Source organism: Gracilibacillus marinus, from assembly GCF_042651725.1.
In the GTDB taxonomy this organism is placed as follows: Bacteria; Bacillota; Bacilli; order Bacillales; family Amphibacillaceae; genus Gracilibacillus; species Gracilibacillus marinus.
In genome coordinates this window covers 1,111,108-1,135,197 of the sequence record NZ_JBHSDV010000001.1, presented here as the reverse complement: position 1 = coordinate 1,135,197, position 24,090 = coordinate 1,111,108, and the positions used below count along the sequence as shown (strand labels likewise).

The 24,090-nt window shown below is 34.2% G+C and carries 27 protein-coding genes; 9 read left to right on the top strand and 18 right to left on the bottom strand.

The features are described from left to right. Window positions 1-274 precede the first annotated feature (274 nt). From menB to ACFOZ1_RS05095, 4 genes are read right to left on the bottom strand one after another with little or no spacing between them, the layout of a single operon-like run. The gene (gene menB / locus ACFOZ1_RS05110; RefSeq protein WP_390196648.1) at window positions 275-1,093 is read right to left on the bottom strand and encodes a 1,4-dihydroxy-2-naphthoyl-CoA synthase; all 819 of its coding nucleotides are present in this window, start codon (window positions 1,091-1,093) and stop codon (window positions 275-277) included. A gap of 1 nt (window position 1,094) precedes the next feature. Continuing rightward, entirely contained in the window at window positions 1,095-1,895 is an 801-nt protein-coding gene (gene menH / locus ACFOZ1_RS05105) for a 2-succinyl-6-hydroxy-2,4-cyclohexadiene-1-carboxylate synthase (protein ID WP_390196645.1), read from the bottom strand. Further along, the gene (menD, locus tag ACFOZ1_RS05100; RefSeq protein WP_390196643.1) at window positions 1,885-3,639 is read right to left on the bottom strand and encodes a 2-succinyl-5-enolpyruvyl-6-hydroxy-3-cyclohexene-1-carboxylic-acid synthase; all 1,755 of its coding nucleotides are present in this window, start codon (window positions 3,637-3,639) and stop codon (window positions 1,885-1,887) included. The genes menH and menD overlap by 11 nt, the downstream gene beginning before the upstream one ends. Then, window positions 3,636-5,024, bottom strand: a complete 1,389-nt coding sequence (locus tag ACFOZ1_RS05095; protein ID WP_390196641.1) for an isochorismate synthase — start codon at window positions 5,022-5,024, stop codon at window positions 3,636-3,638. Before ACFOZ1_RS05095 ends, menD begins: the two co-directional genes overlap by 4 nt. A 305-nt stretch (window positions 5,025-5,329) precedes the next feature. Here ACFOZ1_RS05095 and ACFOZ1_RS05090 point away from each other — a divergent pair, with 305 nt between their 5' ends. After that, window positions 5,330-6,274, top strand: a complete 945-nt coding sequence (locus tag ACFOZ1_RS05090) for a 1,4-dihydroxy-2-naphthoate polyprenyltransferase (RefSeq protein ID WP_390196639.1) — start codon at window positions 5,330-5,332, stop codon at window positions 6,272-6,274. A 43-nt stretch (window positions 6,275-6,317) separates the two neighbouring features. Next, a complete protein-coding gene (locus ACFOZ1_RS05085) occupies window positions 6,318-6,692 on the top strand; it encodes a PaaI family thioesterase (protein WP_390196636.1) in 375 nt (124 codons plus the stop codon). A gap of 12 nt (window positions 6,693-6,704) precedes the next feature. Here the strand turns inward: ACFOZ1_RS05085 and ACFOZ1_RS05080 are convergent, their stop codons facing one another. Both ACFOZ1_RS05080 and ACFOZ1_RS05075 read right to left on the bottom strand, forming a co-directional pair. Beyond that, window positions 6,705-7,286 carry an ECF transporter S component gene (locus ACFOZ1_RS05080; protein ID WP_390196633.1) on the bottom strand — a complete coding sequence of 194 codons (582 nt, stop codon included), beginning with the start codon at window positions 7,284-7,286 and terminating at the stop codon, window positions 6,705-6,707. An 80-nt stretch (window positions 7,287-7,366) separates the two neighbouring features. After that, on the bottom strand, window positions 7,367-8,431 hold the full coding sequence (locus ACFOZ1_RS05075; RefSeq protein ID WP_390196631.1) for a M20/M25/M40 family metallo-hydrolase: 1,065 nt from the start codon (window positions 8,429-8,431) through the stop codon (window positions 7,367-7,369). A gap of 128 nt (window positions 8,432-8,559) precedes the next feature. Here ACFOZ1_RS05075 and ACFOZ1_RS05070 point away from each other — a divergent pair, with 128 nt between their 5' ends. Continuing rightward, the gene (locus ACFOZ1_RS05070) at window positions 8,560-9,558 is read left to right on the top strand and encodes a potassium channel family protein (RefSeq protein WP_390196629.1); all 999 of its coding nucleotides are present in this window, start codon (window positions 8,560-8,562) and stop codon (window positions 9,556-9,558) included. A gap of 33 nt (window positions 9,559-9,591) precedes the next feature. Here the strand turns inward: ACFOZ1_RS05070 and ACFOZ1_RS05065 are convergent, their stop codons facing one another. Further along, a complete protein-coding gene (locus ACFOZ1_RS05065; RefSeq protein WP_390196626.1) occupies window positions 9,592-10,008 on the bottom strand; it encodes a YugN family protein in 417 nt (138 codons plus the stop codon). 456 nt (window positions 10,009-10,464) lie between these two features. Next, the gene (locus tag ACFOZ1_RS05060; RefSeq protein WP_390196623.1) at window positions 10,465-11,811 is read right to left on the bottom strand and encodes a glucose-6-phosphate isomerase; all 1,347 of its coding nucleotides are present in this window, start codon (window positions 11,809-11,811) and stop codon (window positions 10,465-10,467) included. 247 nt (window positions 11,812-12,058) lie between these two features. Here ACFOZ1_RS05060 and ACFOZ1_RS05055 point away from each other — a divergent pair, with 247 nt between their 5' ends. Further along, window positions 12,059-12,253, top strand: a complete 195-nt coding sequence (locus tag ACFOZ1_RS05055) for a DUF378 domain-containing protein (RefSeq protein WP_390196620.1) — start codon at window positions 12,059-12,061, stop codon at window positions 12,251-12,253. Window positions 12,254-12,539: 286 nt separating this feature from the next. Here ACFOZ1_RS05055 and yugI read toward each other — a convergent pair whose 3' ends face one another. Next, complete coding sequence (gene yugI / locus ACFOZ1_RS05050) at window positions 12,540-12,890, bottom strand: S1 domain-containing post-transcriptional regulator GSP13 (protein WP_390196618.1); 351 nt, start codon at window positions 12,888-12,890, stop codon at window positions 12,540-12,542. A 367-nt stretch (window positions 12,891-13,257) separates the two neighbouring features. Here yugI and ACFOZ1_RS05045 point away from each other — a divergent pair, with 367 nt between their 5' ends. Together ACFOZ1_RS05045 and ACFOZ1_RS05040 are read left to right on the top strand one after the other, a co-directional pair. Further along, on the top strand, window positions 13,258-14,085 hold the full coding sequence (locus ACFOZ1_RS05045; protein WP_390196615.1) for an alpha/beta fold hydrolase: 828 nt from the start codon (window positions 13,258-13,260) through the stop codon (window positions 14,083-14,085). Between the two features lie 59 nt (window positions 14,086-14,144). Beyond that, the gene (locus tag ACFOZ1_RS05040) at window positions 14,145-15,314 is read left to right on the top strand and encodes a MalY/PatB family protein (protein ID WP_390196613.1); all 1,170 of its coding nucleotides are present in this window, start codon (window positions 14,145-14,147) and stop codon (window positions 15,312-15,314) included. Window positions 15,315-15,353: 39 nt separating this feature from the next. On the opposite strand, the gene ACFOZ1_RS05035 is transcribed toward ACFOZ1_RS05040, so the two are convergent. The 3 genes from ACFOZ1_RS05035 to ACFOZ1_RS05025 all read right to left on the bottom strand — a co-directional run bounded on the left by ACFOZ1_RS05035 (window position 15,354) and on the right by ACFOZ1_RS05025 (window position 16,546). Continuing rightward, window positions 15,354-15,935 carry a superoxide dismutase family protein gene (locus tag ACFOZ1_RS05035; protein ID WP_390196611.1) on the bottom strand — a complete coding sequence of 194 codons (582 nt, stop codon included), beginning with the start codon at window positions 15,933-15,935 and terminating at the stop codon, window positions 15,354-15,356. Window positions 15,936-15,994: 59 nt separating this feature from the next. Continuing rightward, window positions 15,995-16,198, bottom strand: coding sequence for a hypothetical protein (locus tag ACFOZ1_RS05030; RefSeq protein ID WP_390196609.1), 204 nt, complete (start codon window positions 16,196-16,198; stop codon window positions 15,995-15,997). Window positions 16,199-16,282: 84 nt separating this feature from the next. Further along, window positions 16,283-16,546: a phosphocarrier protein HPr gene (locus ACFOZ1_RS05025; RefSeq protein ID WP_390196607.1), complete on the bottom strand. Its 264-nt coding sequence runs from the start codon at window positions 16,544-16,546 to the stop codon at window positions 16,283-16,285. 230 nt (window positions 16,547-16,776) lie between these two features. Here ACFOZ1_RS05025 and deoD point away from each other — a divergent pair, with 230 nt between their 5' ends. Both deoD and ACFOZ1_RS05015 read left to right on the top strand, forming a co-directional pair. Further along, window positions 16,777-17,484, top strand: coding sequence for a purine-nucleoside phosphorylase (gene deoD / locus ACFOZ1_RS05020; protein WP_390196604.1), 708 nt, complete (start codon window positions 16,777-16,779; stop codon window positions 17,482-17,484). A 151-nt stretch (window positions 17,485-17,635) separates the two neighbouring features. Then, window positions 17,636-18,112: a divergent PAP2 family protein gene (locus ACFOZ1_RS05015; RefSeq protein ID WP_390196601.1), complete on the top strand. Its 477-nt coding sequence runs from the start codon at window positions 17,636-17,638 to the stop codon at window positions 18,110-18,112. 105 nt (window positions 18,113-18,217) lie between these two features. On the opposite strand, the gene ACFOZ1_RS05010 is transcribed toward ACFOZ1_RS05015, so the two are convergent. The 3 genes from ACFOZ1_RS05010 to ACFOZ1_RS05000 all read right to left on the bottom strand — a co-directional run bounded on the left by ACFOZ1_RS05010 (window position 18,218) and on the right by ACFOZ1_RS05000 (window position 20,630). Beyond that, entirely contained in the window at window positions 18,218-18,901 is a 684-nt protein-coding gene (locus ACFOZ1_RS05010) for a 3D domain-containing protein (RefSeq protein WP_390196599.1), read from the bottom strand. Between the two features lie 60 nt (window positions 18,902-18,961). Continuing rightward, window positions 18,962-19,273 carry a YuiB family protein gene (locus ACFOZ1_RS05005; RefSeq protein WP_390196598.1) on the bottom strand — a complete coding sequence of 104 codons (312 nt, stop codon included), beginning with the start codon at window positions 19,271-19,273 and terminating at the stop codon, window positions 18,962-18,964. A gap of 139 nt (window positions 19,274-19,412) precedes the next feature. Continuing rightward, window positions 19,413-20,630 carry an NAD(P)/FAD-dependent oxidoreductase gene (locus ACFOZ1_RS05000; protein WP_390196597.1) on the bottom strand — a complete coding sequence of 406 codons (1,218 nt, stop codon included), beginning with the start codon at window positions 20,628-20,630 and terminating at the stop codon, window positions 19,413-19,415. Window positions 20,631-20,896: 266 nt separating this feature from the next. On the opposite strand from ACFOZ1_RS05000, the gene ACFOZ1_RS04995 reads away from it, so the two are divergent. Next, window positions 20,897-21,883 (top strand): NAD(P)/FAD-dependent oxidoreductase, encoded by a 987-nt coding sequence (locus ACFOZ1_RS04995; RefSeq protein ID WP_390196595.1) that lies wholly within the window; start codon window positions 20,897-20,899, stop codon window positions 21,881-21,883. 57 nt (window positions 21,884-21,940) lie between these two features. Here the strand turns inward: ACFOZ1_RS04995 and ACFOZ1_RS04990 are convergent, their stop codons facing one another. From ACFOZ1_RS04990 to ACFOZ1_RS04980, 3 genes are all read right to left on the bottom strand, one after another. Beyond that, window positions 21,941-23,101 (bottom strand): MFS transporter, encoded by a 1,161-nt coding sequence (locus ACFOZ1_RS04990; RefSeq protein ID WP_390196593.1) that lies wholly within the window; start codon window positions 23,099-23,101, stop codon window positions 21,941-21,943. A 16-nt stretch (window positions 23,102-23,117) separates the two neighbouring features. Then, on the bottom strand, window positions 23,118-23,519 hold the full coding sequence (locus ACFOZ1_RS04985; protein ID WP_390196590.1) for a MarR family winged helix-turn-helix transcriptional regulator: 402 nt from the start codon (window positions 23,517-23,519) through the stop codon (window positions 23,118-23,120). Window positions 23,520-23,687: 168 nt separating this feature from the next. Continuing rightward, the gene (locus ACFOZ1_RS04980; RefSeq protein WP_390196587.1) at window positions 23,688-24,044 is read right to left on the bottom strand and encodes a HesB/IscA family protein; all 357 of its coding nucleotides are present in this window, start codon (window positions 24,042-24,044) and stop codon (window positions 23,688-23,690) included. Between the last annotated feature and the right edge of the window lie 46 nt (window positions 24,045-24,090).

Sequence of the window (24,090 nt, the reverse complement as noted above, 5' to 3'; positions counted from 1 at the left end):
CTCTCTGTCTAAAAATAAATCTGCCTCTATTATAGTTGATACTATATCTCAGATACTACAAATAGAGACTGAGACATAGAAAATTTTAGTGGAAACAGACAAGCCGGGAGCGGTTGTAAAGCACATAGCTAAGTTCAAAATTACATCTCACTTTCCTTCTAAATACGCACAAAATCCAAATGATTCGATAAATAGCTTTCGAATCATTTGGATTTTTGTAATGAAAGAATTCTTTCGTTCCAATCTCTATTTTACTCAAGCTAAATCTAGAGTATTAAGGAAAACGAGGGAACTTCTTGAAATCTGGTTTACGTTTTTCTTTAAATGCATCGCGGCCCTCTTTTGCTTCATCTGTTGTGTAGTATAGCAATGTAGCATCTCCACCCATTTGTTGCAATCCAGCAAGACCGTCTGTATCTGCATTAAAGGAAGCTTTTAAGAAACGTAAAGCAGTAGGTGATTTTTCTAACATTTCTTCACACCATTGTATTGTCTCTGCTTCTAATTGTTCTAATGGTACAACAGTGTTCACAAGTCCCATATCTAATGCTTCTTGTGCATTATACTGGCGGCATAAATACCAAATTTCACGAGCTTTCTTGTGACCAACGATACGTGCTAATAATCCTGCACCATATCCCGCATCAAAGCTGCCTACTTTTGGTCCTGTTTGGCCAAAAATAGCGTTGTCTGCAGCAATTGTCAAATCACATACTACGTGTAATACATGTCCGCCACCAATTGCATAACCTGAAACCATCGCTACTACTGGTTTTGGAATGACACGAATAAGTCGTTGTAAGTCTAATACGTTTAAGCGTGGAATCTCATCATCGCCAACATATCCGCCATGACCACGTACTTTTTGATCTCCACCTGAACAGAAAGCTTTGTCTCCAGCTCCAGCTAACACAATTACACCGATGCTCGAGTCATCTCTTGCATATGTAAATGCATCGATTAATTCATTTACTGTTTTTGGAGTAAAGGCATTATGCACCTCTGGTCGATTAATTGTAATTTTTGCGATTCCATTATATTTTTCGTAAAGTATTTCATCATAAGAACGTACTGTAGTCCATTCTACTGACATGTTACATCCTCCTTTGTTTTAAAAACTCATTAACTATTGTACCAAAAATTTCGGATTGTTCCACATGAATTGCATGCCCACTATTTTTTATAACATGAAATTCGTTATTTTGTATAAAAGAAATCATCTTTTCTCCAATTTGAATGAACTTCTTATCACTCTCACCAACAAGAATACAAACAGGGCACAAAATCGTTGATAAATGATTCCACAATGATGGCATCGTACCTGTTCCCATTGTTCTTAAAGATAATGCAAGTCCTTCTCTAGATTGGGCTAGTCTTTCTTCACGAATAGCTTTTTTAAGAGGTGTGGGCAAATGCTTTTGGGAAAAAAATAATGGAATTTCCTCCCAATAATCTACAAATGCTTCAATCGGATTTTCTAAAATAAAGGTAGCTAATTCCTCATCTGCCTTTATTCTTTTCTTCCGCTCCTCATCATTTTCTATACCTGGAGTTGCACTCTCTAGTATTAATGATTGCACAAATATAGGATATTTTTTTGCGAAAGATAGTGCCGTTCTACCACCCATGGAATAACCGAGTAAATGAAATTTCGTTAAACCTATTTTTTTACATACTATGGATACATCATCAATACATTTTTCCATCGAAGATATTGTTGCCTTAGTTCGACCGTGTCCAGGCAAATCTATACGAATAAGCTGATAATCAGGTAGATAGTGCTTTAAAAATCGAAACGTATGAGTGGAGCCTGTAAAACCATGCAAAATGACAAGAGGCTCTCCCTTTCCTTCACACTCTACCCAATACTTATGTTCGTCTACCTCAATAAACATGTGTTCCACCATCTAGTTCCTCGAGCATGATTTTTTCAATTTGATCCCATTTCGTTTGATGCCATTGTACATTATTCGCCCGTTCTGTCTCTACTTCGATGATGGTGACATCTTTTCTTTGATAAGAAGCAGTAAGTGCTTGTACATACTCCTTCCAATTACGTGGTTTTTCGTATGCAATATCAAATGCTTTAGCAAGATGGGAAAGTGTCATCTGTTGTGGCGTACCAAATAATAATTCATAATGGGGACTATCTTGTTTTGCTTGTGGCAAAAAGGAGAAAATCCCCCCACCATTATTATTCACAACAACAATAGTAAGTGGCAAATGATACTTATTCGCCATCAACAATCCATTCAAACTATGCAAGAAAGCGATATCTCCAACAACTAATGTAGTACGCTTATTCGTCGCACTCATTCCGCTCGCAGAGGATAAAATGCCATCAATCCCATTTGCACCACGGTTTGCATGTAATTCTATCTGTTTGTCTGAACATAACCAAAAACTATCTAAGTCACGTATAGGCATACTATTACTTGCAAATACAATATGGTCATCTGCCGATACTGACTGGATACCAGATATCACATGACCTTCTGTTAATTCATTCCTCGCGTTACTTTTCAATACTTCTTTTGCCATAGCATTCCACTTTTGCCATGACATTAAAAATGTTGGATGAAAGGAAATAGGTACTGTTGCTAATTGTCTGAGAATATGGGACACTTCTCCGAATAGAAAGTATGTGTCTACATTTACTGGTTCACTATATCCTCCGACTTGATCAATTACAATATGTTTCACATTCGATTGTTGTTGAATCCATAACAAATATGGTTTGGAGATTGGCATTGCTCCAACACGAATGATAAAATCTACAGACATGTTTGTGCGCACATGATTGGATTTCAAAATCGCATCATATGTTTCGATAATATGGGATTTACTGTGTGAACCATTTCTTAATCCAGAAATCGGATCAGCAAAAATTGGAAGTTGCCATTTTTCAGCTAAATGTACGATAGCATCTGGCAATTGGTCAAAATGATTTGGTCCACATACAATGATTCCATTCTTCTCCTTTTTCAACATCTCGTAAATTTCGTTGAGTACTGCCTCATCTAAACTAGTAGTCGAAGTCGTGTATGAAGCAACACCCACAAATGGTGTCCCCCAAATGCCTTCTAATGAGAAATCTGGAAGCAATGGTTCTCGTAATGGAAAATTTAAATGTACGACACCAGATATACCAGAAGTCGCAGTAATGACAGCTCTTTTCGCTTGGTTTCTTACATATCGAAGCATGTTTGGCTCACTACTAGGTAATGCCATTTCATGAAACCATTTCACATAATCCCCAAACATCTTTATTTGATCAATTGCTTGTGGTGCCCCAACATCTCGCAATTCATTCGGTCTATCTGCCGTAAGCACAATTAACGGTATTCTGCTGTAATGTGCTTCAATAATTGCTGGATAGTAATTCGCTGCCGCTGTTCCAGACGTACACAATAAACAAACAGGCTGTTTTAACCGTTTCGCTATCCCTAATGCATAAAATGCTGCAGACCTTTCGTCAATATCTACCCATAAGTTAAATTGTTGATATTCTGCCATTGTAAGTGCAAGTGGCGTAGAACGAGAGCCAGGAGAAACGACAACATGGTGGACACCACTATGGTATAATTGATCCGTAAATTGACCGATATAATATGTTAAATCATAGGTATAATTTGTCATACTTCTCCTCCTAATGCATCTAACATCGGTGTAAACTTCATTTTTGTTTCTTCATATTCCATCTCAGGATCAGAATCTCTCACTACACCACATCCAGCAAATAAGGAGGCGTGTGATTGACGAACTAAGGCAGAACGAATTGCCACAGCAAATTCTCCATTAAAATGAGCATCAAACCAACCAATTGGCGCACCATACCATCCTCGTTGCAATGATTCATGTTCCCTTAAAAATTGAATAGACTCTTGTTGTGGAAATCCACTAAGTGCTGGAGTCGGATGCAATTTCTTAACAATATCAAGCAACGTAAACCCCTTATTTAATGTAGCAACAACAGGTGTATATAAATGTTGCAAATGATGTAATGGATATAATACTGGTTCTGTAGGCACAACAACATCATGCGCACATGAAGAAACGGCATCATAAATCATATCTACAACAATTTGATGTTCCTTTATATTTTTTGGATCATGTAATAAAGCTTGTCCAATTGCTGCATCTTCTTTCTTTGTTCGTCCTCTTGAAGCAGTTCCTGCAAGACATGTAGAAAGTAATTGTTCATTTGTTACTTTTACTAGTCGCTCAGGAGTTGCTCCTACAAAACAAGCATCGTCTTTTTCCCATGCAAACACATAACTATTCTGTTGTGTATCAAGCAATCGTTGCAACACTTCAGTAATGTTACAACACTTAGCAAATTCCACCTGCAATTCCCTTGCTAATACTATTTTTTCAACAGAAGTTTTTTCAATATGATTTGTAACTTGTTTCACAAGGTCTTTCCATTCTATTGGATCTACTTCATGTTGAAGGATTACTTTATTAGTAATATCCAATTGAACTTTATTGGAAAGTAATTGTTCTTTTTCCTTTAGAATAGCTTCAGCAAGTGTAGAAATGTTGCAATTTTGGGTAAGTAATAAATTAATCGATAAGTAATACTCCGCACCATGTACAGTAAGTAAATATTTAGGAATCCTAAATTTACTTCCTTCATATCCTTGCCATAAGTCACTGTGGTGTGCACCTTCATCAAATGGAAACCCACCAATTGCGACAGGACCAATGGAAGATACTTCTATCGATTTGTTCACAATAGCATGTTCCATTAATTGTTGCCATTCTGTTTGAATCATTTCATACGTGTGCTCTTTTGCTTGCAACGTATATGTTTCTCCGATTCCAACTAAAAATTGTTGTTGGCTAGAATCAGACCAAAAAGTTCGATTCATGCCTAGCTCTTTCCCCATAGCAAAAAAAGATAACAGATCTACTTTAGATATGTGTTCTGTTATACTAACAAGGGTAGGTGTCGTTTTATTTAGTTGTTTCTGTGCTGTTTGCAACACACCTTCTATATCTCTTCCCTTTGTTTCAATCATCTATAACCCTCCAATGTAATAGGGCGTTTCTCATAAAACGTTATTCATTATAGTATTTGACAGTAAATATTGCAAAGGAAACATTCCTTTAAGATTCCCCTGTATTCTTCACTTGTCTTCTCTTATGTTCTTCATTCATCCAAGCACATATATATAGTATAACAAAAAAATAATGAAAAAGTATGTTAATTAACTTCCCCTAATATCGATTATTCAAACAGTTTACATTGACACCTTTTAAACATTTCACTAAACTTAAAATGTTGTACATCAAATTTACTATATAAAAGCAAGGAGATTAAGACATGGGAAACAATTCAGATGTAACAGGGAACCATTTAAATGAGAAGCCAGGATTCCATGTATGGTGGCGTTTGTTAAGACCACATACATTAACAGCCTCATTTATTCCTGTATTTGTTGGAACAATGTTAGCAGTACTTGATGATGCCTTTGATTTTATTTTATTCCTAGCAATGTTAATGGCATCCATATTAATACAAGCAGCAACAAATATGTTTAATGAGTATTATGATTTCAAACGTGGACTTGATAACGAAAATTCTGTTGGGATTGGCGGAACAATCGTCAGAGATGGTATTCAACCAATTGTCGTGAAGCGATTGGCTTTTGCCTTTTTCGGTGTAGCGATAGTGTTAGGTATCTATATTTGCATCGCTTCAAGTTGGTGGATTGCAGTTATTGGTGTTGTATGTATGTTAATTGGCTATTTATATACAGGCGGTCCTATCCCAATTGCTTACACTCCATTTGGTGAATTATTTTCAGGTATATTAATGGGAACAGTAATTATTGGAATTAGTTATTATATTCAAACATTATCTTTATCTATCGAAGTAATTATCGTTTCTATTCCTATCGCCATTTTTATCGGTTCGATTCTATTAGCAAATAATATCCGCGACTTAGATGGAGATAAAGAGAACGGACGAAAAACAATTGCTATATTAATTGGAAGAGACAAAGCCATTTCTCTATTAAAATGGTTAATGATTATTGCATTTTCTCTTACCGTTATTTATATCGCTTTCGGCATATTGCCAATTTACAGCTTAATTAGTTTACTAAGTATCAAAAAAGCATTGTATGTAATCCAAACATTTCGGGCCAATCATACGAATGTCGGTATGATTCCAGCAATGGCTGCAACAGCAAAAACAAATACTATTTATGGTGCACTCATAGGACTTTCCTTACTAATTCATATTCTATTTCCTTTTTCTTTTTAAAAATTAGATGATGGAAAGATTGTTTTAAATAAAGGAGACAATAATGACTAATTTAATGGACCTTTTAGATATGAAATATGTTCATGTAAATAAAGATTTAGTAACTATTGAAATGCCTGTAACGGAGAAAGTAACACAACCAATGGGATACTTACACGGTGGTGCGACGGTTGCTTTAGCTGAGACAGCTGCAAGTCTTGGGGGAATGCAACATGTCCATCCAAATGAAAAAGCTATTGTAGGTTTGGAGATTAATTGTAACCATATTAAAGCAAAAAAAGATGGAAAAATCATAGCAAAAGCTATACCCATTCATATCGGAAAACGAACGATGATTTGGGAAATAAAAGTTGTCGATGAAGTAGAACAATTAATCGCAATAGCCCGTTGTACTTTAGCAGTCATTTCCACAAAATAAAGAAAAAGCGCATTAATCGATGCGCTTTTTCTTTATATATTTGTTCAGTTTTAAAAAGATAAAATAGAATATGGTACCTACAAGAATGGCTTTAATTAAGTTAAATGGAATAATTGCTGTAATAATTAAAGTCCATTTTTGATTTTGTGTGAACGTATCCCAACCAATAAAGGAACTGTATATAGGTAAGATAACAAAATAGTTCATAACTGACATTCCAACGATTAAAAGAAATGCGCCAATTACTAAGCCAATCCAAACACTTTTATTCGTACGATACTTATAATACATAAAAGAAACTGGTACTACGAATAAGATACCCGCAATAAAGTTTGCTATTGCTCCAATTGGATCATATATTGCTGTTAATAATAAATACAACAAATTTTTTATTGCTAAAACGACAATTGCAGCTACCGGGTTAAATAGCAATCCACCTAATAGTGCAGGTAAATCACTAATATCAATTCGCAAATACGTCGGCAGAAACGGTAAAGGGAAATTAATAAACATAAGTACTGCAGAGATTGTACCTAATAACGCAATAGATATAAATCGATATAAAGATGAATTCGAAAATAATAAATTATTCAAGTATGCTCCTCCTTGCTCTCACACATTGTTCCAAATGCATACTTTAACATCTTATCCTTCCTTATATTTCATGTCAATCGTTAAAGATGGCTTTCTACAGGTTTAAGGCTTTCTTCCCCAGTAAGTGATGATAAAAATTCAACTAATAATGTAATTTCTGCCTCTATATCTCGTATCGATGCTGTTTCTACTGGTGAGTGCATATACCTAAGTGGTAAAGAAACAAGACTAATCGGAACACCATTTCCTGTCAATCTCATTTTATCTGCATCTGTGCCTGTATAACGAGGAGTTAATTCATATTGCAAAGGCATATTTAACTGTTTCGCAGTATTCTCTAACAACTGATTCAACTTTCTATTAATTGGTGCACCTTTAGCTAAGACAGGTCCACTTCCTAACTTAATATCCCCATGTTTTCGTTTATTAACAGATGGATAATCTGTTGCAAATGTAACATCACACGCAATCGCACAATCAGGCTTTAAACCCGCAGCAGCAAAGTATGCACCACCCATATTTGTTTCTTCATTGACTGTGCTTACAGCATATAAACCGATATTCAACTTTTTCTCTTTTAACCTTCTAACTACTTCCGCAACAATAAATGCACCTGTCCGATTATCAAGTCCACGCCCTGAAATATAGCGGTCCATTAACACTTCTGATTCTCTTCGATACACGACTAAATCACCGATTTGAACATGTTGCAAGACCTCTGCTTTACTCGTTGCCCCACAATCAATAAACAAATCTTCTACATCAAAGTCATCTTTTATCCCACCATGGTGTTGTGCATTGACACCAATCACCCCATCTAATGAAGAATGCTCTCCAATTAACTGTACTTTCATACCAATAGCTGCTTTGGCATTTATTCCGCCAAGCTTATCTATATAGACAAAACCATCTTCATCAATACGATTAATAATAAATCCAATTTCATCACAATGTCCTGCTAAGAGAATATGAAATGGTGCATCAGGATTGACGATAGCAATCGCATTTCCGGCATGATCTGTTTCTATTTTGTCCGCAAAAGGTCTTACATATTGCATCCATTTTCTTTGGATTTCCATTTCATAGCCAGATGGTGATGGTGTATGTAATAAGTCGAATAAAAATTCTAAATGTTTTTGATTCATATAATCATTCCTCCAATATAGTAAAACTTCAACTTGATTGCATAAATATACTAAAAATGACCAAAATAAGAAAATAATGAATTCTTAAAAAGTCGAACTAGGTGATGTCTATGCTTTGGAACAAATGCATGCAATTTTATTTTCATTTGCCCATCTTTGTTAGATTATTGTTAACGGTTATTATTACCATGCTATTATTTGGTTTCAGTATTCACTTAATCGAACCTGCTCATTTCCCATCCTTATTTGATGGTGTGTGGTGGGCATTTGTGACTGGATCCACTGTCGGATACGGAGATTATGTACCATTAAGTACAACAGGAAAATTAATCGGTATGTTGCTCATTCTAGCTGGGGGTGGCTTAGTAACTTTTTATATGGCTACTATTTCAGCTGCGACAATTACACATGAAAAAAACTTAACAGAGGGTAAGATATCCTATCACGGTCAAGAACATGTCATAATAGTTGGTTGGAATGAACGAACAAAAAGATTAGTGGATATGATTCAACATAATCAAATTAAAAAAGAGATTGTCTTGATTGATCAATCATTAAAAAAAGTGTCCTATCAAAAACATCGTATTCATTTTATTCATGGTGATCCTACTTCTGATCACATTCTAAAGAAAGCGAATATTGCTTGTGCCACACATATCATTATAACTGCAGATCCATCGTTAGAAGAAGAAGATGCTGACAGACAAACCATTCTAAATATTATTGCAACGAAGGGAAATCACCCATCTGTTCATATCATTGCTGAAATACTTACAGAAACACATGAAACCAATGCAATACGTGCAGGTTGCGACAACATTATTAGAGCAAATCAATTTATGAGTGCATTGTTCTTACAAACACTTTATCATTCATCAAGTCAAACTAATTCAATTATAACAAAACTGTTAACAGAGCAACAATTTTGCACAATTCCATTAAAAAAAGAATGGATTAATCAAGATTTCAACAAATTAGTAAATGATTTTTCCACGCAAAAATACTGGTTAGTTGGTTATATAAGAAGTGATGAACTATACATTTATCCAGATTCATTTACCAAGATGGAAGGTCATGATCAATTGATTTATTTAAAAAATAGCAGAACGAATAAAGATATTACATAATCCACTCATTCGTTCTGCAAACCAAATGATAACTCACTTGCTAGGTATATTATTTAGCAAAACTTCTAATTCTGATAGCACTTGCTTTCCTTTTGTCACATATTGGCTAGGAATGTCTGCATCTTTATCTGTTGGTGATTGAAACTGATTAAATGCAGCTTGCATCACACTACTCTCTGCATATGCATCCACATTATTTTGATATTGATGTGTCAACAAATAAGGTGTATCCATTTTAATTATTGCTTCATCACTGTCTATATCCCCATTTATTGCATGAAATGGTACTCTAAGAAAGTGATACCCATCTTCATTTGCTAATTTGTAATCAAAATATCCATGATCATATTCCCAAGCACCATTTAATGAGTATCCTGCTTTTTCTAACTCTATTTTAATTTGTTGAAATGGAAATACTTTATTCTCAATTGTTGATTGTAATTCATACATACATTCACCTACTTTTTGTCTATATGTTTTACTACTGAGTAAATTTTATGTATGCGCATATAACAAAAAACTCGACACAAGGCCGAGTTTTGTATTATTTCAGTAAATGAAAAGATTAGATGAATACTTATAGAAAAAGTTTAGTGAACTGAAATAGCGACACCCAGCTCAAGCGCCCAGAAACTAGGTGACTTCGATAATCAACTATCAATAAGTCATCATCGGTTCGCACGCTCTCCGTGATTCCTTTATTTCTGTTGATTCTCTCCAGTCACTACGTTTCTTAACGGGCGCTTTCGCTTTTGTTTCGTCTAGCTCAAGCGCCCAGAAACTAGGTGACTTCGATAATCAACTATCAATAAGTCATCATCGGTTCGCACGCTCTCCGTGATTCCTTTATTTCTGTTGATTCTCTCCAGTCACTACGTTTCTTAACGGGCGCTTTCGCTTTTGTTTTTAAAGTCGTTTTTCTAATTTGGCTTTTTCTTCTTCAAATCCTGGTTTACCAAGTAATGCAAACATATTCTTTTTGTATGCTTCTACACCTGGTTGATCAAATGGATTCACTCCTAATAAGTATCCACTAATCGCACATGCTTTTTCAAAGAAATATACAACATATCCAAATGTGTATGCGTCTAATTTAGGTAAATGTACTAATAAATTTGGTACTTGTCCATCTGTATGTGCAAGTAATGTTCCTTGGAATGCTTTCTCATTAACAAAATCTAATGTTTGACCAGCTAAATAATTTAAACCATCTAAATCTTGTGCTTCTTCTTCAATTGTAATATTTGATTTTGGTTCTTCTACATGTAGAACTGTTTCAAAAATATCACGACGTCCTTCTTGTACATATTGACCTAATGAATGTAAGTCTGTAGAGAAGTTTGCGCTTGATGGATAAATCCCTTTGAAGTCTTTTCCTTCACTTTCGCCAAATAACTGTTTCCACCATTCAGCGAAATATTGTAATGCTGGCTCATAGTTAATTAGCATTTCGATTGTATTTCCTTTGTTGTATAAAACATTTCGAACTGCTGCATATTGGTACGCAGGGTTTTGATCAAGGTCAGAATTGCTTAATTCTTCTTGTGCTTTTTGAGCACCTGACATCATTTCATCAATATCAATTCCACTAACAGCAATTGGAAGTAATCCTACTGCAGTAAGTACGGAATAACGTCCACCTACATCATCTGGAATAACAAAGCTTTCATAGCCTTCTTCATTCGCTAATGTTTTCAATGCACCTTTTGCTTTATCTGTAGTAGCATAAATACGTTTTTTCGCTTCCTCAACTCCATATTTCTCTTCTAAAAACTTGCGGAAAATACGGAAAGCAATTGCTGGTTCTGTTGTTGTACCACTTTTAGAGATAACATTTACAGATACGTCTTTATCTTTTAATACATCAAATAAATCATTGATATAAGGCGCACTAATATTGTTTCCTACAAAAAATACTTGTGGTGTTTTGCGCTGTTCTTTTGTTAGTTCATTATAGAAAGAATGATTTAACATTTCGATTGCAGCACGTGCACCTAAATAAGATCCACCAATACCTACAACAAGTAATACATCCGAATCTGATTTGATTTTTTCTGCTGATTTTTTAATGCGAGCAAATTCTTCTTTATCATAATTAGTCGGTAAGTCTACCCAACCTAAGAAGTCATTTCCTGCACCTGTTTTGTTATGTACCATTTCATGAGCAAGTTTCACTGGCTCTTTTAAATAATCTAATTCATGTTGACCAAAAAAACTTAATGCTTTTTCATAATCAAAGCGAACATGTGTCATTTTGAGACCCTCCATATATTTTAATCACTCTATAAATGTACCGAATAGTTTGCTTGAAATCAAGCATGTTACATTGTTTTTTATGTATTTTAAATGAAAATTTCAAAAAAATAAGATAATTTAAATTTTCTTTTCCAAAAAAATCACTTCTACTTTCTGTGCATCCACTTCATCTAAGTTATTGCATATTTTTCTTGAAAATCCACACAATAAGTAAAGTAACAGAGCAAAAAAGGAGGTTTATTCGATGAAGAAACTTGCATTAATATTAGTAATTGTCGGTGCAATAAATTGGGGACTAATTGGACTATTTCAATTTGACTTAGTTGCAACCATATTCGGCGGAGGTAGCCAAGACGGCGCATTCGCAAGAGTAATCTATACAATCGTTGGAATCGCCGGAATCATAAGCATTGCATTCCTATTCAAAAATGAAGAGTAGAATCAAAAGCACGGGGGAACGGTTAGAAACGTAGTGACTGGAGTAAACTGACTGAGATATAGAAATCACGGTGAGGTACGAACCGATGATGACTTATCATAAGGCGGTTTACGAAGTCACCTAGTTTCTGTCCCTAATTGCTAGACGTATCAAAAGCATAAGGAAATGGTTACAACGCACATATAAAATCTCAAAGTTATCAAGCAGAACCATCTAATACGCACAAAATCCAAACGATTCGTTAAACATTTTCGAATCGTTTGGATTTTTTTGGAGGAATTCATCTCTATTCAGATTGTTTAATCCATTCTTGAAGCTTGTCTTTTAATGTGTTAAAACCATGTTCGCCTGCTTTTTCCGCAATGGCTTTTTCTTTTGCTTTTTCAACTTTTGGTTGTTCTAATGCACGAATCGATAAAGCAAATTTATTATGGTCCTCATCAATTTCAAGTACTTTAACTTGAACCTTATCTCCTTCTTTAATATGGTCATGAATATTTTTAACGTAACCATTTGTTACTTCTGAAATGTGAACTAATCCTTGTACATCTTCACTTAAAGAAACAAATGCTCCATATGGTTGTACACCTGTAACAGTACCTTCCATTATATCTCCAACTTTAATTTCATTTGACATTCTTTCACTCCTCAACTTGTTCTCAAATACGATTTGCTTGTAGACAATTAATAATGTTAGCACAAAAGGAAGTGAAATAGCAAAAATTTTAAAAAAGGAATACCAAATCAAAAGGACCATGAAAAATTAACATACTACTTCGTAACTGCAACTTGCATTTTTGACTTTATCAGTGGTCTCATAATCTACTATCTTGTTACATTATTCATTTTAAAAAAAAATTGACCAAACATGTTTAAATATTTTTTAATATGGGAAGTATAGTACTATGTAAGACTTTCTCGTATTCCCCCTGGATAGCAAAGCGATTTTTTCGCTTTGCTTATTTTTTTATCCAAAATGATGCCTAGACAAAGGAGTAATGAAGATGGGAGCATTTGTTCATTATAAAAATCACGCAATATATTATGAAATACATTCTTGTCAAAAACCGTCTAAAGAATACATATTGTTAATTCATGGATTTTTAGCATCCCAATATTGCTTTCGCCACATGATTCCAAAACTCTCGGCTACATACAACATTATTTGTATGGATATTCCTCCATTTGGCAACAGCTCGAAGATAAAGGATAATCTCTATACATATGACAATATGGTAGATGCCATTTTTTTTCTTTTAGATCAATTAAACATACATAAAATCACTGTATTAGGTCATTCCATGGGTGGACAAATTGCAATTCGATGTGGCTATCGTTATGCAAATCGGATAAAGGAACTCTTTTTGTTATCACCATGTTGCTTTATGAAAAAATCTCCAATGTTCACAAGACTCGTTCGATATAATCCATTATCTACTTATTTCGCCAAATCCTTTTTAAGAAACAAAGGTGTAAGAGAAGTATTGCGACAATGTATCTATAATGACAGTATGATTACACCAACAATGATTGAAGCATATAAACATCCATTCGAACAAAAAGAAATATACCCGACATTATTAACATGGTTAAAAAATCATCAAGGGGACTTACATGAACAAGCACTAAAACAAATTACATTACCCATTACAATATTTTGGGGCAAAAGTGATTTACTATTGCCATATGAACTTGGCTATCATTTGCTATCTAATTTGCAAAATGCAAAATTAATTCTATATGAAAATGTTGGTCACCTATTACCAGAAGAAATTCCTCAATTACTAGTTCCGGCAATCATTAAAGCTAAGAATGAAACTGAGTTGCTATGAATATTTGTCTAAACATGATTAAATAGTATATAGATATAACAGAAAAAGGAGAGACGAATATGTCATCACTATTCGAAGCAGAAATTAATAGACAGAATACAAAATCAGCAAAGTGGGATTTGGTTAAACACTTATATGGGTCTGAGGATGTATTACCAATGTGGGTAGCAGATATGGATCTCAAAGTACCAGAAGTCGTAACAAAAGCACTTCAAGATAGAGTAGATCATGGAATATTCGGTTATACATTAATTGATACATCAGTGAAAGAGAGTGTCAGTAACTGGGTAAACACAATGCATCATTGGAAGATAAATAAATCATGGTTACAATTTAGTCCTGGAGTCATCACAACACTACATATGGCTGTACAGACATTTACAAATGAACAGGATAACATTTTAATTCAGACACCAGTGTATCCGCCATTTTATCAAATAATTGAAACACATAATCGTAAAGTAGTAAAAAATCCACTCTTATTTGTTAATGGCAAATATGAGATTGATTTTGATGATATGGAACAGAAAATGCAACAAGGCATTAAAGCATTTATTCTATGTAACCCGCATAATCCCGTAGGACGAGTATGGTCTAAAGAAGAGTTAATAAAGATTATCGAGTTATGTAAAAAATATCATGTGCTAATACTTTCTGATGAGATACATGCAGACTTAGTCTATCCTTCTTATCAACATATCCCTATTGCATCATTAGATGACGAAATTCGTGACAAAACGATTACGTGTATGTCACCAACCAAAACATTCAATTTAGCTGGTTTACAAGCGTCTTACGCAGTAGTTCCTAACAAAGAAATGCGTGAACAATTGGATCAAATGTTCCAAAAGCAAGGAATTCACGGTATTAATACAATGGGTATTGCCGCATTGGAAGCCGCTTATACTGATGGTGCAGAATGGTTAGCATCGTTAAAAGACCATCTCCTGAAAAATGCAACAATGATAAAAGACATGTTAAAAGATTGTGAGGAGATTACGATGATTGAGCCTGAAGGGACATACTTAATTTGGCTTGATTTTCGAAAGCTTGGATTCACACAAGAAGAGTTAAAAGAATTATTACAGAAAGAAGCAAAAGTAGGATTAAATGATGGCGTATCATTTGGTATAGAAGGTACTGGATTTATGCGTGTCAATATCGCAACAACAAGCGAACGAGTGAAAGAAGGCATGAGCCGAATCATACACGCTGTGAAAAATAGATAATACAAGCATTCACTAACACAATGAATAAAGAAGAAGAGATTACTCTTCTTCTTTATTTGTTTCTGTCGGGTCTGTTGGCTTTTGTTCTTGTTCACTTTCCGATAACGAAATCACACCACAAACCAGTCTTGCCCCTGCATTACCGCTAGGTTGACTGATTCCGTCATCTTCTTTTTCGTGAATAATAATGGAAGTACCTTCTTCTCTTAGTAAAGAATTCTTCCCATCTAGCAATGTTGCTCCAGGTAACTCAAATTCTACATCTGCCGTACCATCTGCTTTCACTTCGATATTCGGCATATCACCAAGATGAGGCCCATCTGGATGCATTAAACCATGTTCCATTCCTTCAGGATTAAAATGATTTCCGGCTGTTTGGAAATCAGGTAGATCGCATTTTGCATATTCATGAATATGTACACCATGGAAACCAGGTTCTAGCCCTTCTACTTTTATTTGAACCGTTACTTTATCTTGTTGGTTTTTAAATGTTGCTGTTCCAACAGCATCTAAATCTTGATTATACAACCTCACTTCAAGCGGTGATCGTTCATCTGTTTGACATGCGATAAGAATGACAAGTACACATAATAATACAAGACTTTTTACTAGACGCTTCATTAGTGTATACCTCCTATTTGTTCGTATACTCTAGTATGAACAAATAGGATACATAATAATCAATTATTTTTGCGATCTTCGTTAAAGTCTATCTGTTGTTCCCACTTCTTTTCTTCCTTTTTTGAATATTTTATAAAAAAATACATTGCCGCAATAGCTGCTACAACAAAAAAGAAAAGACTTATAGCAGCAGGTATATAATCCGCTTTATCTTCAGGGAAATAAAGAAATTCCATCATTTGTATCACAACCTTTTCTATCATTTGGTAAAAATCACATACACTTATCTGAATAAAGTAGAAAAAAGCTAGTGGATACCAGCTTTTTTTGTTTTCACTATTTTCTACTTAGTTTCCCAAATGTTCTTGAATTGTTTCTGCAATGCCTTCTAATGCTTGTTCTTCGTCGTTACCATCTACAGTAATGCGGATTTCTGCACCTTTAGGCACACCTAATGACATAACACCCATTATTGATTTTAAATTTACTGTTTTGCCATTATAATGTAACTCTACATGTGATTCATATTGACCTGCTTTGTTTACTAAAAGTGTTGCTGGTCTTGCATGAATACCTGTATCACTTTGAATTGTAAAAGTTTGTTCTTTCATTCCTAATTCCTCCTCAGCAATCCATTCTTATTTCATTTTATGAATGCATTTTCATTATATGAAGTTACTAGTTTTTATTATATACGATTATAGATAATTTATAAACTAAAAACATAAGAAATTTTACCAAAAAGCAATCGATACATATCGACAATACTATTTGTATTCTAGTATTGATTATGGTATTTTCAATACGTATAGATAAGATACTTAATAAGGAGGATACTTACATGAGTGTTCATATAGGAGCAAAGAAAGGTGAAATAGCTGATACGGTCTTATTACCAGGAGATCCCCTTCGTGCGAAATACATCGCAGAGAATTTTTTGGAGAATCCTACTTGTTACAATGAAGTAAGAGGAATGTATGGCTTTACTGGAACGTACAAAGGAAAGAAAATATCAGTACAAGGCACAGGTATGGGTGTTCCTTCTATCTCAATTTATGTGAATGAATTAATCCAAAGTTATGATGTGAAGAAATTAATACGCGTTGGTACATGTGGTGCCATAAATAAAGATGTAAAAGTTAGAGATGTCATCTTAGCAAGTACTTCATCTACTGACTCACAAGTAAATCGTATGATATTTAATGCAATTGATTATGCACCAACAGCTAACTTTGATTTACTACGTACAGCATATGATATCGGCAAAGAAAAAGGATTATCTTTAATTGTCGGAAATGTCTTTACAAGTGACAGTTTTTATCGTGACAATATGAAAGAGCTCCTCCCCTTACTAGATCAATATAATGTGTTAGCAATTGAAATGGAGACGACTGCATTATATACATTAGCAGCGAAATTTGATCGTAGTGCATTGTCTATATTGACTGTATCAGATCATATCATCACAGGTGAAGAAACGACTTCTGAAGAGCGCCAAACAACATTTAATGAGATGATTGAAGTATCTTTAGAAGCGGCTATCCAATAACCATTTATTGAAACTTGTAAATATGAAAAAGGGAAAGTGAACCTTCTTTTCCTTTTTTACTACATACATGCATATGATATAATAAGGAAAGATTGCTAACAAAAAAAACATACATAGCATCATTTGACAGTGTAGAAAGGATGGCACGAAGTTGGAGCTTTTCGATAATTTCCCGTTATGGGCATCGCTATTAGCAATTATCTTTGCACAAGTTGTAAAAGTACCATTACATTTAATTGCAACAAAGGAATTTAAACCAGGACTTGCATTTAGTACTGGTGGTATGCCGAGTAGTCATTCTGCAGCAGTAACAGCTGTTACTACAGGGATTGCAATTGAACATGGTCTATCCTCTGGATTATTCGCTATATCATGTGTAACAGCAATAATCATTATGTTTGATGCAACAGGAATAAGAAGACAAGCTGGTGAGCAAGCAATTCTTTTAAACATGCTAGTAAAAGATTTTCATTATTTTGTATCAGAAGCAAAAGGATGGTCAAAAAAGGGAGAGTATGAAAAGCAAAAAGAATTAAAAGAATTACTTGGTCATCAACCAATCGAAGTATTTTTCGGCGGACTAACCGGAATAATTATTGCATTTTTGCTTCATCCACTCTTTATATAAAGATGTTGAAAATCGTTTTCTACAGAAATAATTTTCTAAATAACAAAAGACTTTAATCTAATTTTAACAGATTAAAGTCTTTTTTCATTGATTTTCTAACCTATTTTAACTAGGTGATAAATATTGACTTCTAAAAACTTGTAATGCTTCTGTGTCGTTTAATGTTTGAAGTGTTTGTTCAGATAATTTACCTTCTCCATATTCTACTACATACACTTCTACTTCTTTCTTGCCCCACTCATCATATACTTCCTTCACTGTAGGATAGTAAAGATCTATTTTATTCCCTTTAATTGCACTGCCCGTGTCTGCTACAATTCCATATCCATAATCAGGAATAAATAATATTGTTCCAATCGGAAAGACAGATGTATCTGCTGCAATAGTAGAATATAAATCTCTTGTCACTTTCACACCAGAATACGTAATTCCATATGCAGGATGGTCTGGTGTTTTTCCTGTAGATTCTACGCCTGCTGTATATCCTGTTGCCACAACCGTTTTTGCTTCATATTGAGATAAATCAAGTGTTTCTTCTAATGTAGTAGGACCTGTTACTTGTTCATTCGAAATGTAAGTAGTAACTGCAGATTGATGTCTTACATATCGCTTTTTATCTAACAATTCTTTATGCACAGGTGTTTCCATCTCTCTATAAAACTCTTTTTGATCCGCTATTGCAGCATACACTTCTTGCGCTGACAAATTAGATACAAAAGTAAAGCTCGACATGACTGCAACCATAAACAATACAACAAAACTCAAATTCTTTATCCATTTTACTAACATAAAAAAAGATCACACCTTTCTCTAGATGTCATCTTTTCCATATTTCATGAAATTATACATTTAAAACATTTTATAGCCATTTTTTCTTAAAAATCGAATAACAACACCAGCTAGTATCGTACCAATCATCCCAGATGATAGCAAGATGATATCTTGGATACCAAGTGAAGCGAATTCATTTAGTAACATGGAAAATGCATTACCTGGTGAAGTGAAGTATTCGGTGAAAGATACATTATCAATAATAAAAATAACGATAAACGGATATACGATTACCATTAGCCATGTTTGTCTTAAGATCATATTTAGAATAAAACTAATCCCAAAAAATAAAACAAAAAATAATAAAACAGAAATAAATAATTGAATCATACCGTTTTCCTCTCTATTTGAATCTATCTAAATATGTATTTTAATCGTTAACTATCTTTATTGCAAGTCTGTATCTTACTCTTCTTAATATAGTGAAAGAAGTAGAGGAGTATCCCTCTACTTCTTCTGCAAATGGTTATTAACCAAAGATATTAAACTTACCTTTTTTCAATACAAGACCTACTCCGCCGATTTTGAATAGTGCACGGTTGTCAATCACTTTCTTCATGAAAGAAGCTGACCAACCGAATAATTTCTTACCACCAAAGATAGATCCCATTGCATCTTTATCACCTAGAGAACACACTGTTCCACGATTGATGAATTGGAAATCTTCCATCTCTCCGCCTTTAACTAATGCAATTAAATTGTGTGCACAAACTTCTGCTTCTTGCATTGCAATTTGCGCAGTTGGAGGATATGGTCTATCAATTTCTTTATTCCAAATTAACGCACAGTCACCTACGACAAATACATCTTCATGAGAAGGTGCACGTAAGTGTGATGTAACTTCTACTTTACCACGGTTATCTTCAAGAGTTGATTCTTCAACTAAATGATTCGCACGTACACCAGCAGCCCAAACAGTTGTCATTGTTGGGATATCTTCTCTTTCTCCATTTTGTTCAACTGTAATGCCGTCTTCACGCACTTCTTTTAAGAATGCACCTAATTTAAATTCAACACCACGAGCTTCTAAAGAATTCATTGCATATTCAATTAACTCAGGGTCAAAACCAGGCATAATTGTTTCCATTGCTTCTACGTTAATTAAACGTACTTTACTTCTGTCAATATCATATTCTTTACATAATTCTGGTATACGGTTCGCTAATTCACCTAAAAATTCAATACCTGTGAATCCACCACCACCAACAACGATATTCAAACGCTCTTGTTTTGCTTCTTTTTCGTTGTTGTATTTTGCAAATTGATATTCAATGTGTTGACGAATTAAACGAGATTGATTAATACTACCGATTGTAAATGCATTCTCTAATAGTCCAGGAATACCAAATGTTGCTGCTTCAAATCCTAATGCAACAACTAAGTAATCATATTCAATGACACCATTAGATAACTCTACTTTTTTCTCATCGGGCTTAATTGCAGTTACAGTGTCTTGAATAAAATTCACTTTTGCTGAATGAATCAGATCAGTTATTTTCACGCGACCTCTGTCATGGTGTAAAGTACCTGCAGCAACTTCATGTAACCAAGTAGATTCATAGTGATAGTCATGTTTGTTTACTAAAGTTATTTTTGCATCATTTACCCCTAATTTCTTTTGTAGCTTTGCAACAGTAGTTAACCCACCATATCCAGCTCCAAGAACTACGATTTTTGGTTGATTCATCTTTCTCACATCCATTTAAGTATTTGTTTGCAAATTCGTGATATTATTCACGTACTATGTTAGATTTGCACTTTTTATTAGTCCATAGTATATCTTAGACCTTTTTCCGACATATTTCAACCCTTGTGATTCAATTTGTTAAAAATATTAAGGATTTCCAACGAGAATCATTTTACATCTACTATAAAGTGATTAAGTACTGTTCATTTACTACTAATTTGTGATAAAATAATAGCCATTGATGTTACATTTAGGGGGAGACTATTTTGTCAGATCAAGTTTATGATATAACAATTATCGGTGCAGGTCCTGTAGGATTATTCACTGCTTTTTATGGCGGACTGCGTCAATCTTCTGTAAAAATTATTGAAAGTTTACCACAAATCGGTGGTCAATTAAGTGCATTATATCCAGAAAAATACATTTATGATGTAGCTGGTTTTCCTAAAGTTCGCGCACAAGAATTAGTCGATAATTTGAAAGCACAAGCAGATATGTTTGACCCAGAGATTGTCTTAAATCAATCTGTTGAGAATGTAGAGAAATTAGAAGATGAAACATTCAAAATTACAACAAACGAGGAAGTACATTATTCTAAAGTGATTATCATCACTGGCGGTAATGGTGCATTCCAACCACGCAAATTAACTTTGTCAAATGCAGAACAATTCGAATCAACTAATCTACATTACTTTGTTGATAAAATGGAAAAATTCCGTGACAAAAAAGTTGTTCTATTTGGTGGTGGAGACTCAGCTGTTGACTGGGCATTAATGCTAGAAAATATAGCTAAACAAGTGAGCATTGTCCACCGTCGTGATGAGTTTAGAGCACATGAAAGTAGTGTGGAAAACCTCAAGAATTCTAAAGTAAATATCGTTACACCATTTGTACCAGAAGCATTAATTGGTGACGAAAAAATTGAGCAAGTCGTTCTAAAAGAGGTAAAAGGTGATAAAGAAATTACTATAGATGTTGACAATGTATTAGTGAATTATGGATTTATTTCATCATTAGGACCAATAAAAAATTGGGGATTGGAAATAGATAAAAATAGTATTGTTGTCAATTCGAAAATGGAAACAAACATACCTGGTATCTACGCAGCTGGAGATATTTGCACATATCCTGGTAAAGTTAATCTAATTGCAGCAGGATTTGGCGAAGGGCCAACAGCAATCAACAACGCAAAAGCATATATGGATCCCAAAGCTAGAATTCAACCAAAGCACTCCACAAGCATGTTCGAATAAACGGAAGGCACTCACCTACTATAATTGGTGAGTGCCTTTTTTTATATTTATTCTTGATTATGACTTGGAATCGATTTTCACAAAAATTACGAAGAATATCGCAATGAACAACACAAAAATAGCTAAATAAAAATATAATGATTGAAATCCAAGTCCACTAACAATAAGACCCAATACAAATGAACCAATTGCCACACCTGCATCATACAATGTATAAAATGTCGCATTAGCATATCCACTTCTTGAAGCAGGAACTTTGTTCACAATCATGGACAATAGAAATGGCAATAAAGAGCCATAACCTACACCCATTATTGCGGATGCGATTAGAAATATGGTTCCTGTTGATGCAAATGCCAATCCAATAAAGCCAAGTGAAAATAATAGCATACATGGCAAGACAACAAAAATTGGACCTTTTAAATCAAACATTCTTCCCAAAAAAGGGCGAGAAAGAAGCATCGCACAAGCAAAAACTAAGAAGAAGTAACCTGATACATGCGATAGCCCAGCATCTTCTGCAAATACAGATATAAACGAAACAATACTAGCATATGCAAATGCCACAAGTAGACCAATAATAGAAAATAACAATGCTTTTGGTTCAAATAAATTTTTCATAGACCATGATACACGTACCTTATCTTCAATCTTTTCACTGTTTTGGACAATAAATGCACAAAACACACTAATAATAGCAAAAACATTCAATAATACAAGTAATACGGAATAGGAAAATAATTGTTGAATGGTTAATCCGATAAAGGGACCAATTACGATTGCAACATTCATCGACATCGTAAAATAACCAAGCCCTTCTCCTCTTCTATTTGGTGGAACGAGATCTGTGGCAATTGCTGAAGTGGCAGTAGTTAAAATAGCAAATGAAATTCCATGCAAAAAGCGCAATATTAAGAGAGTTATATACGAATGTACAAATACATAAAATATTGTTGTTACAGTAAATAAACAAACACCAATCACTAACATTTTTTTCTTTCCAAATAAACTTAATAAATTACCAGAGAATGGACGAACAAGAATAGCAGAGAGTAACATCATCGTCACAACTAATCCCGCTTTTGCTTCAGAAATGCCCCATTCCCCTATCACATATAGAGGCAATGTTGTTAACAATGCATAAAAAGTAATAAATACAAATAAATTAACTAATCCTATACTAATAAAGTTTTTTGTCCAAATTTTTTGACTTGCCAAATAAAATCATCTCTTTCTATCCTAGTTTGTTTAACAAATGATGTAATTGTTGTATCTCTTCTTCCTGAAATTGCTGAAGAAAGTTTTGTTCCATTCTTTTAATTTCCTTCATGATAGAAGAATAGCTTTCTTTTGCTTTTGGTGTTAACTCTACAATTCTTTCTCTTTTGTCATTGCCCATTTCTCTTACAATCCAACCACTGTCTTCCATCCTCTTCAATGTTCTTGTAGTCGTTGGAGCTTCCACTTCTAAATACTTCCATAAATCGGTTTGCGTCATCTTCCCATGTTGATAAATGGTATAAACAATGGTCCATTGGGAGGCAAATAGTCCAAATGGTTCTATACATGCATTCAGTTCTTTCATGAACAAACGCTGTTTTTGATTAAACAAATGAAATAAATCACTTGTATCCATAACGTCACACCCCGCACATCTCAAATAACTTTTACTCACTCTGTAAAAATATAGATAATTATTTACCTAGGTAAATAACGACAAATTATAGTGTATACCATACTCATTTTTATGTAAAGAAAAAACTAGCAGAACGTTAGCTCCACTAGTTTTCTCATTCATTATAGTTTAACAACTCTCTGGTGTTCCTTCTCTTTCTTTCGCTTTAAAAGACGAACCACATCCACATGATACAATCGCATTTGGATTATCAATAGTAAATCCGCCACCCATCATGTTTTGTTTAAAATCTATTGTCGTTCCTTTAATGACATCAATATCAAACTTTTTGATCAAAACTGGAATTCCATTTGTAACTTCCATTTGATCTAATTCATCGTTCATCTCTTGTTCAAATCCAAGGGAATAGGATAATCCACTACACCCTCCACCTTTTACACCAAAGCGTAACTTTACATCTTGTTCCTCTTCTTTCATCATTTCTTCAATTTGATGCCTTGCGTTATCTGTAATCGTAATAATCATAGAAAAAAACTCCTTTTTCTAATTGTATGTTAAGTATACAAAAAGA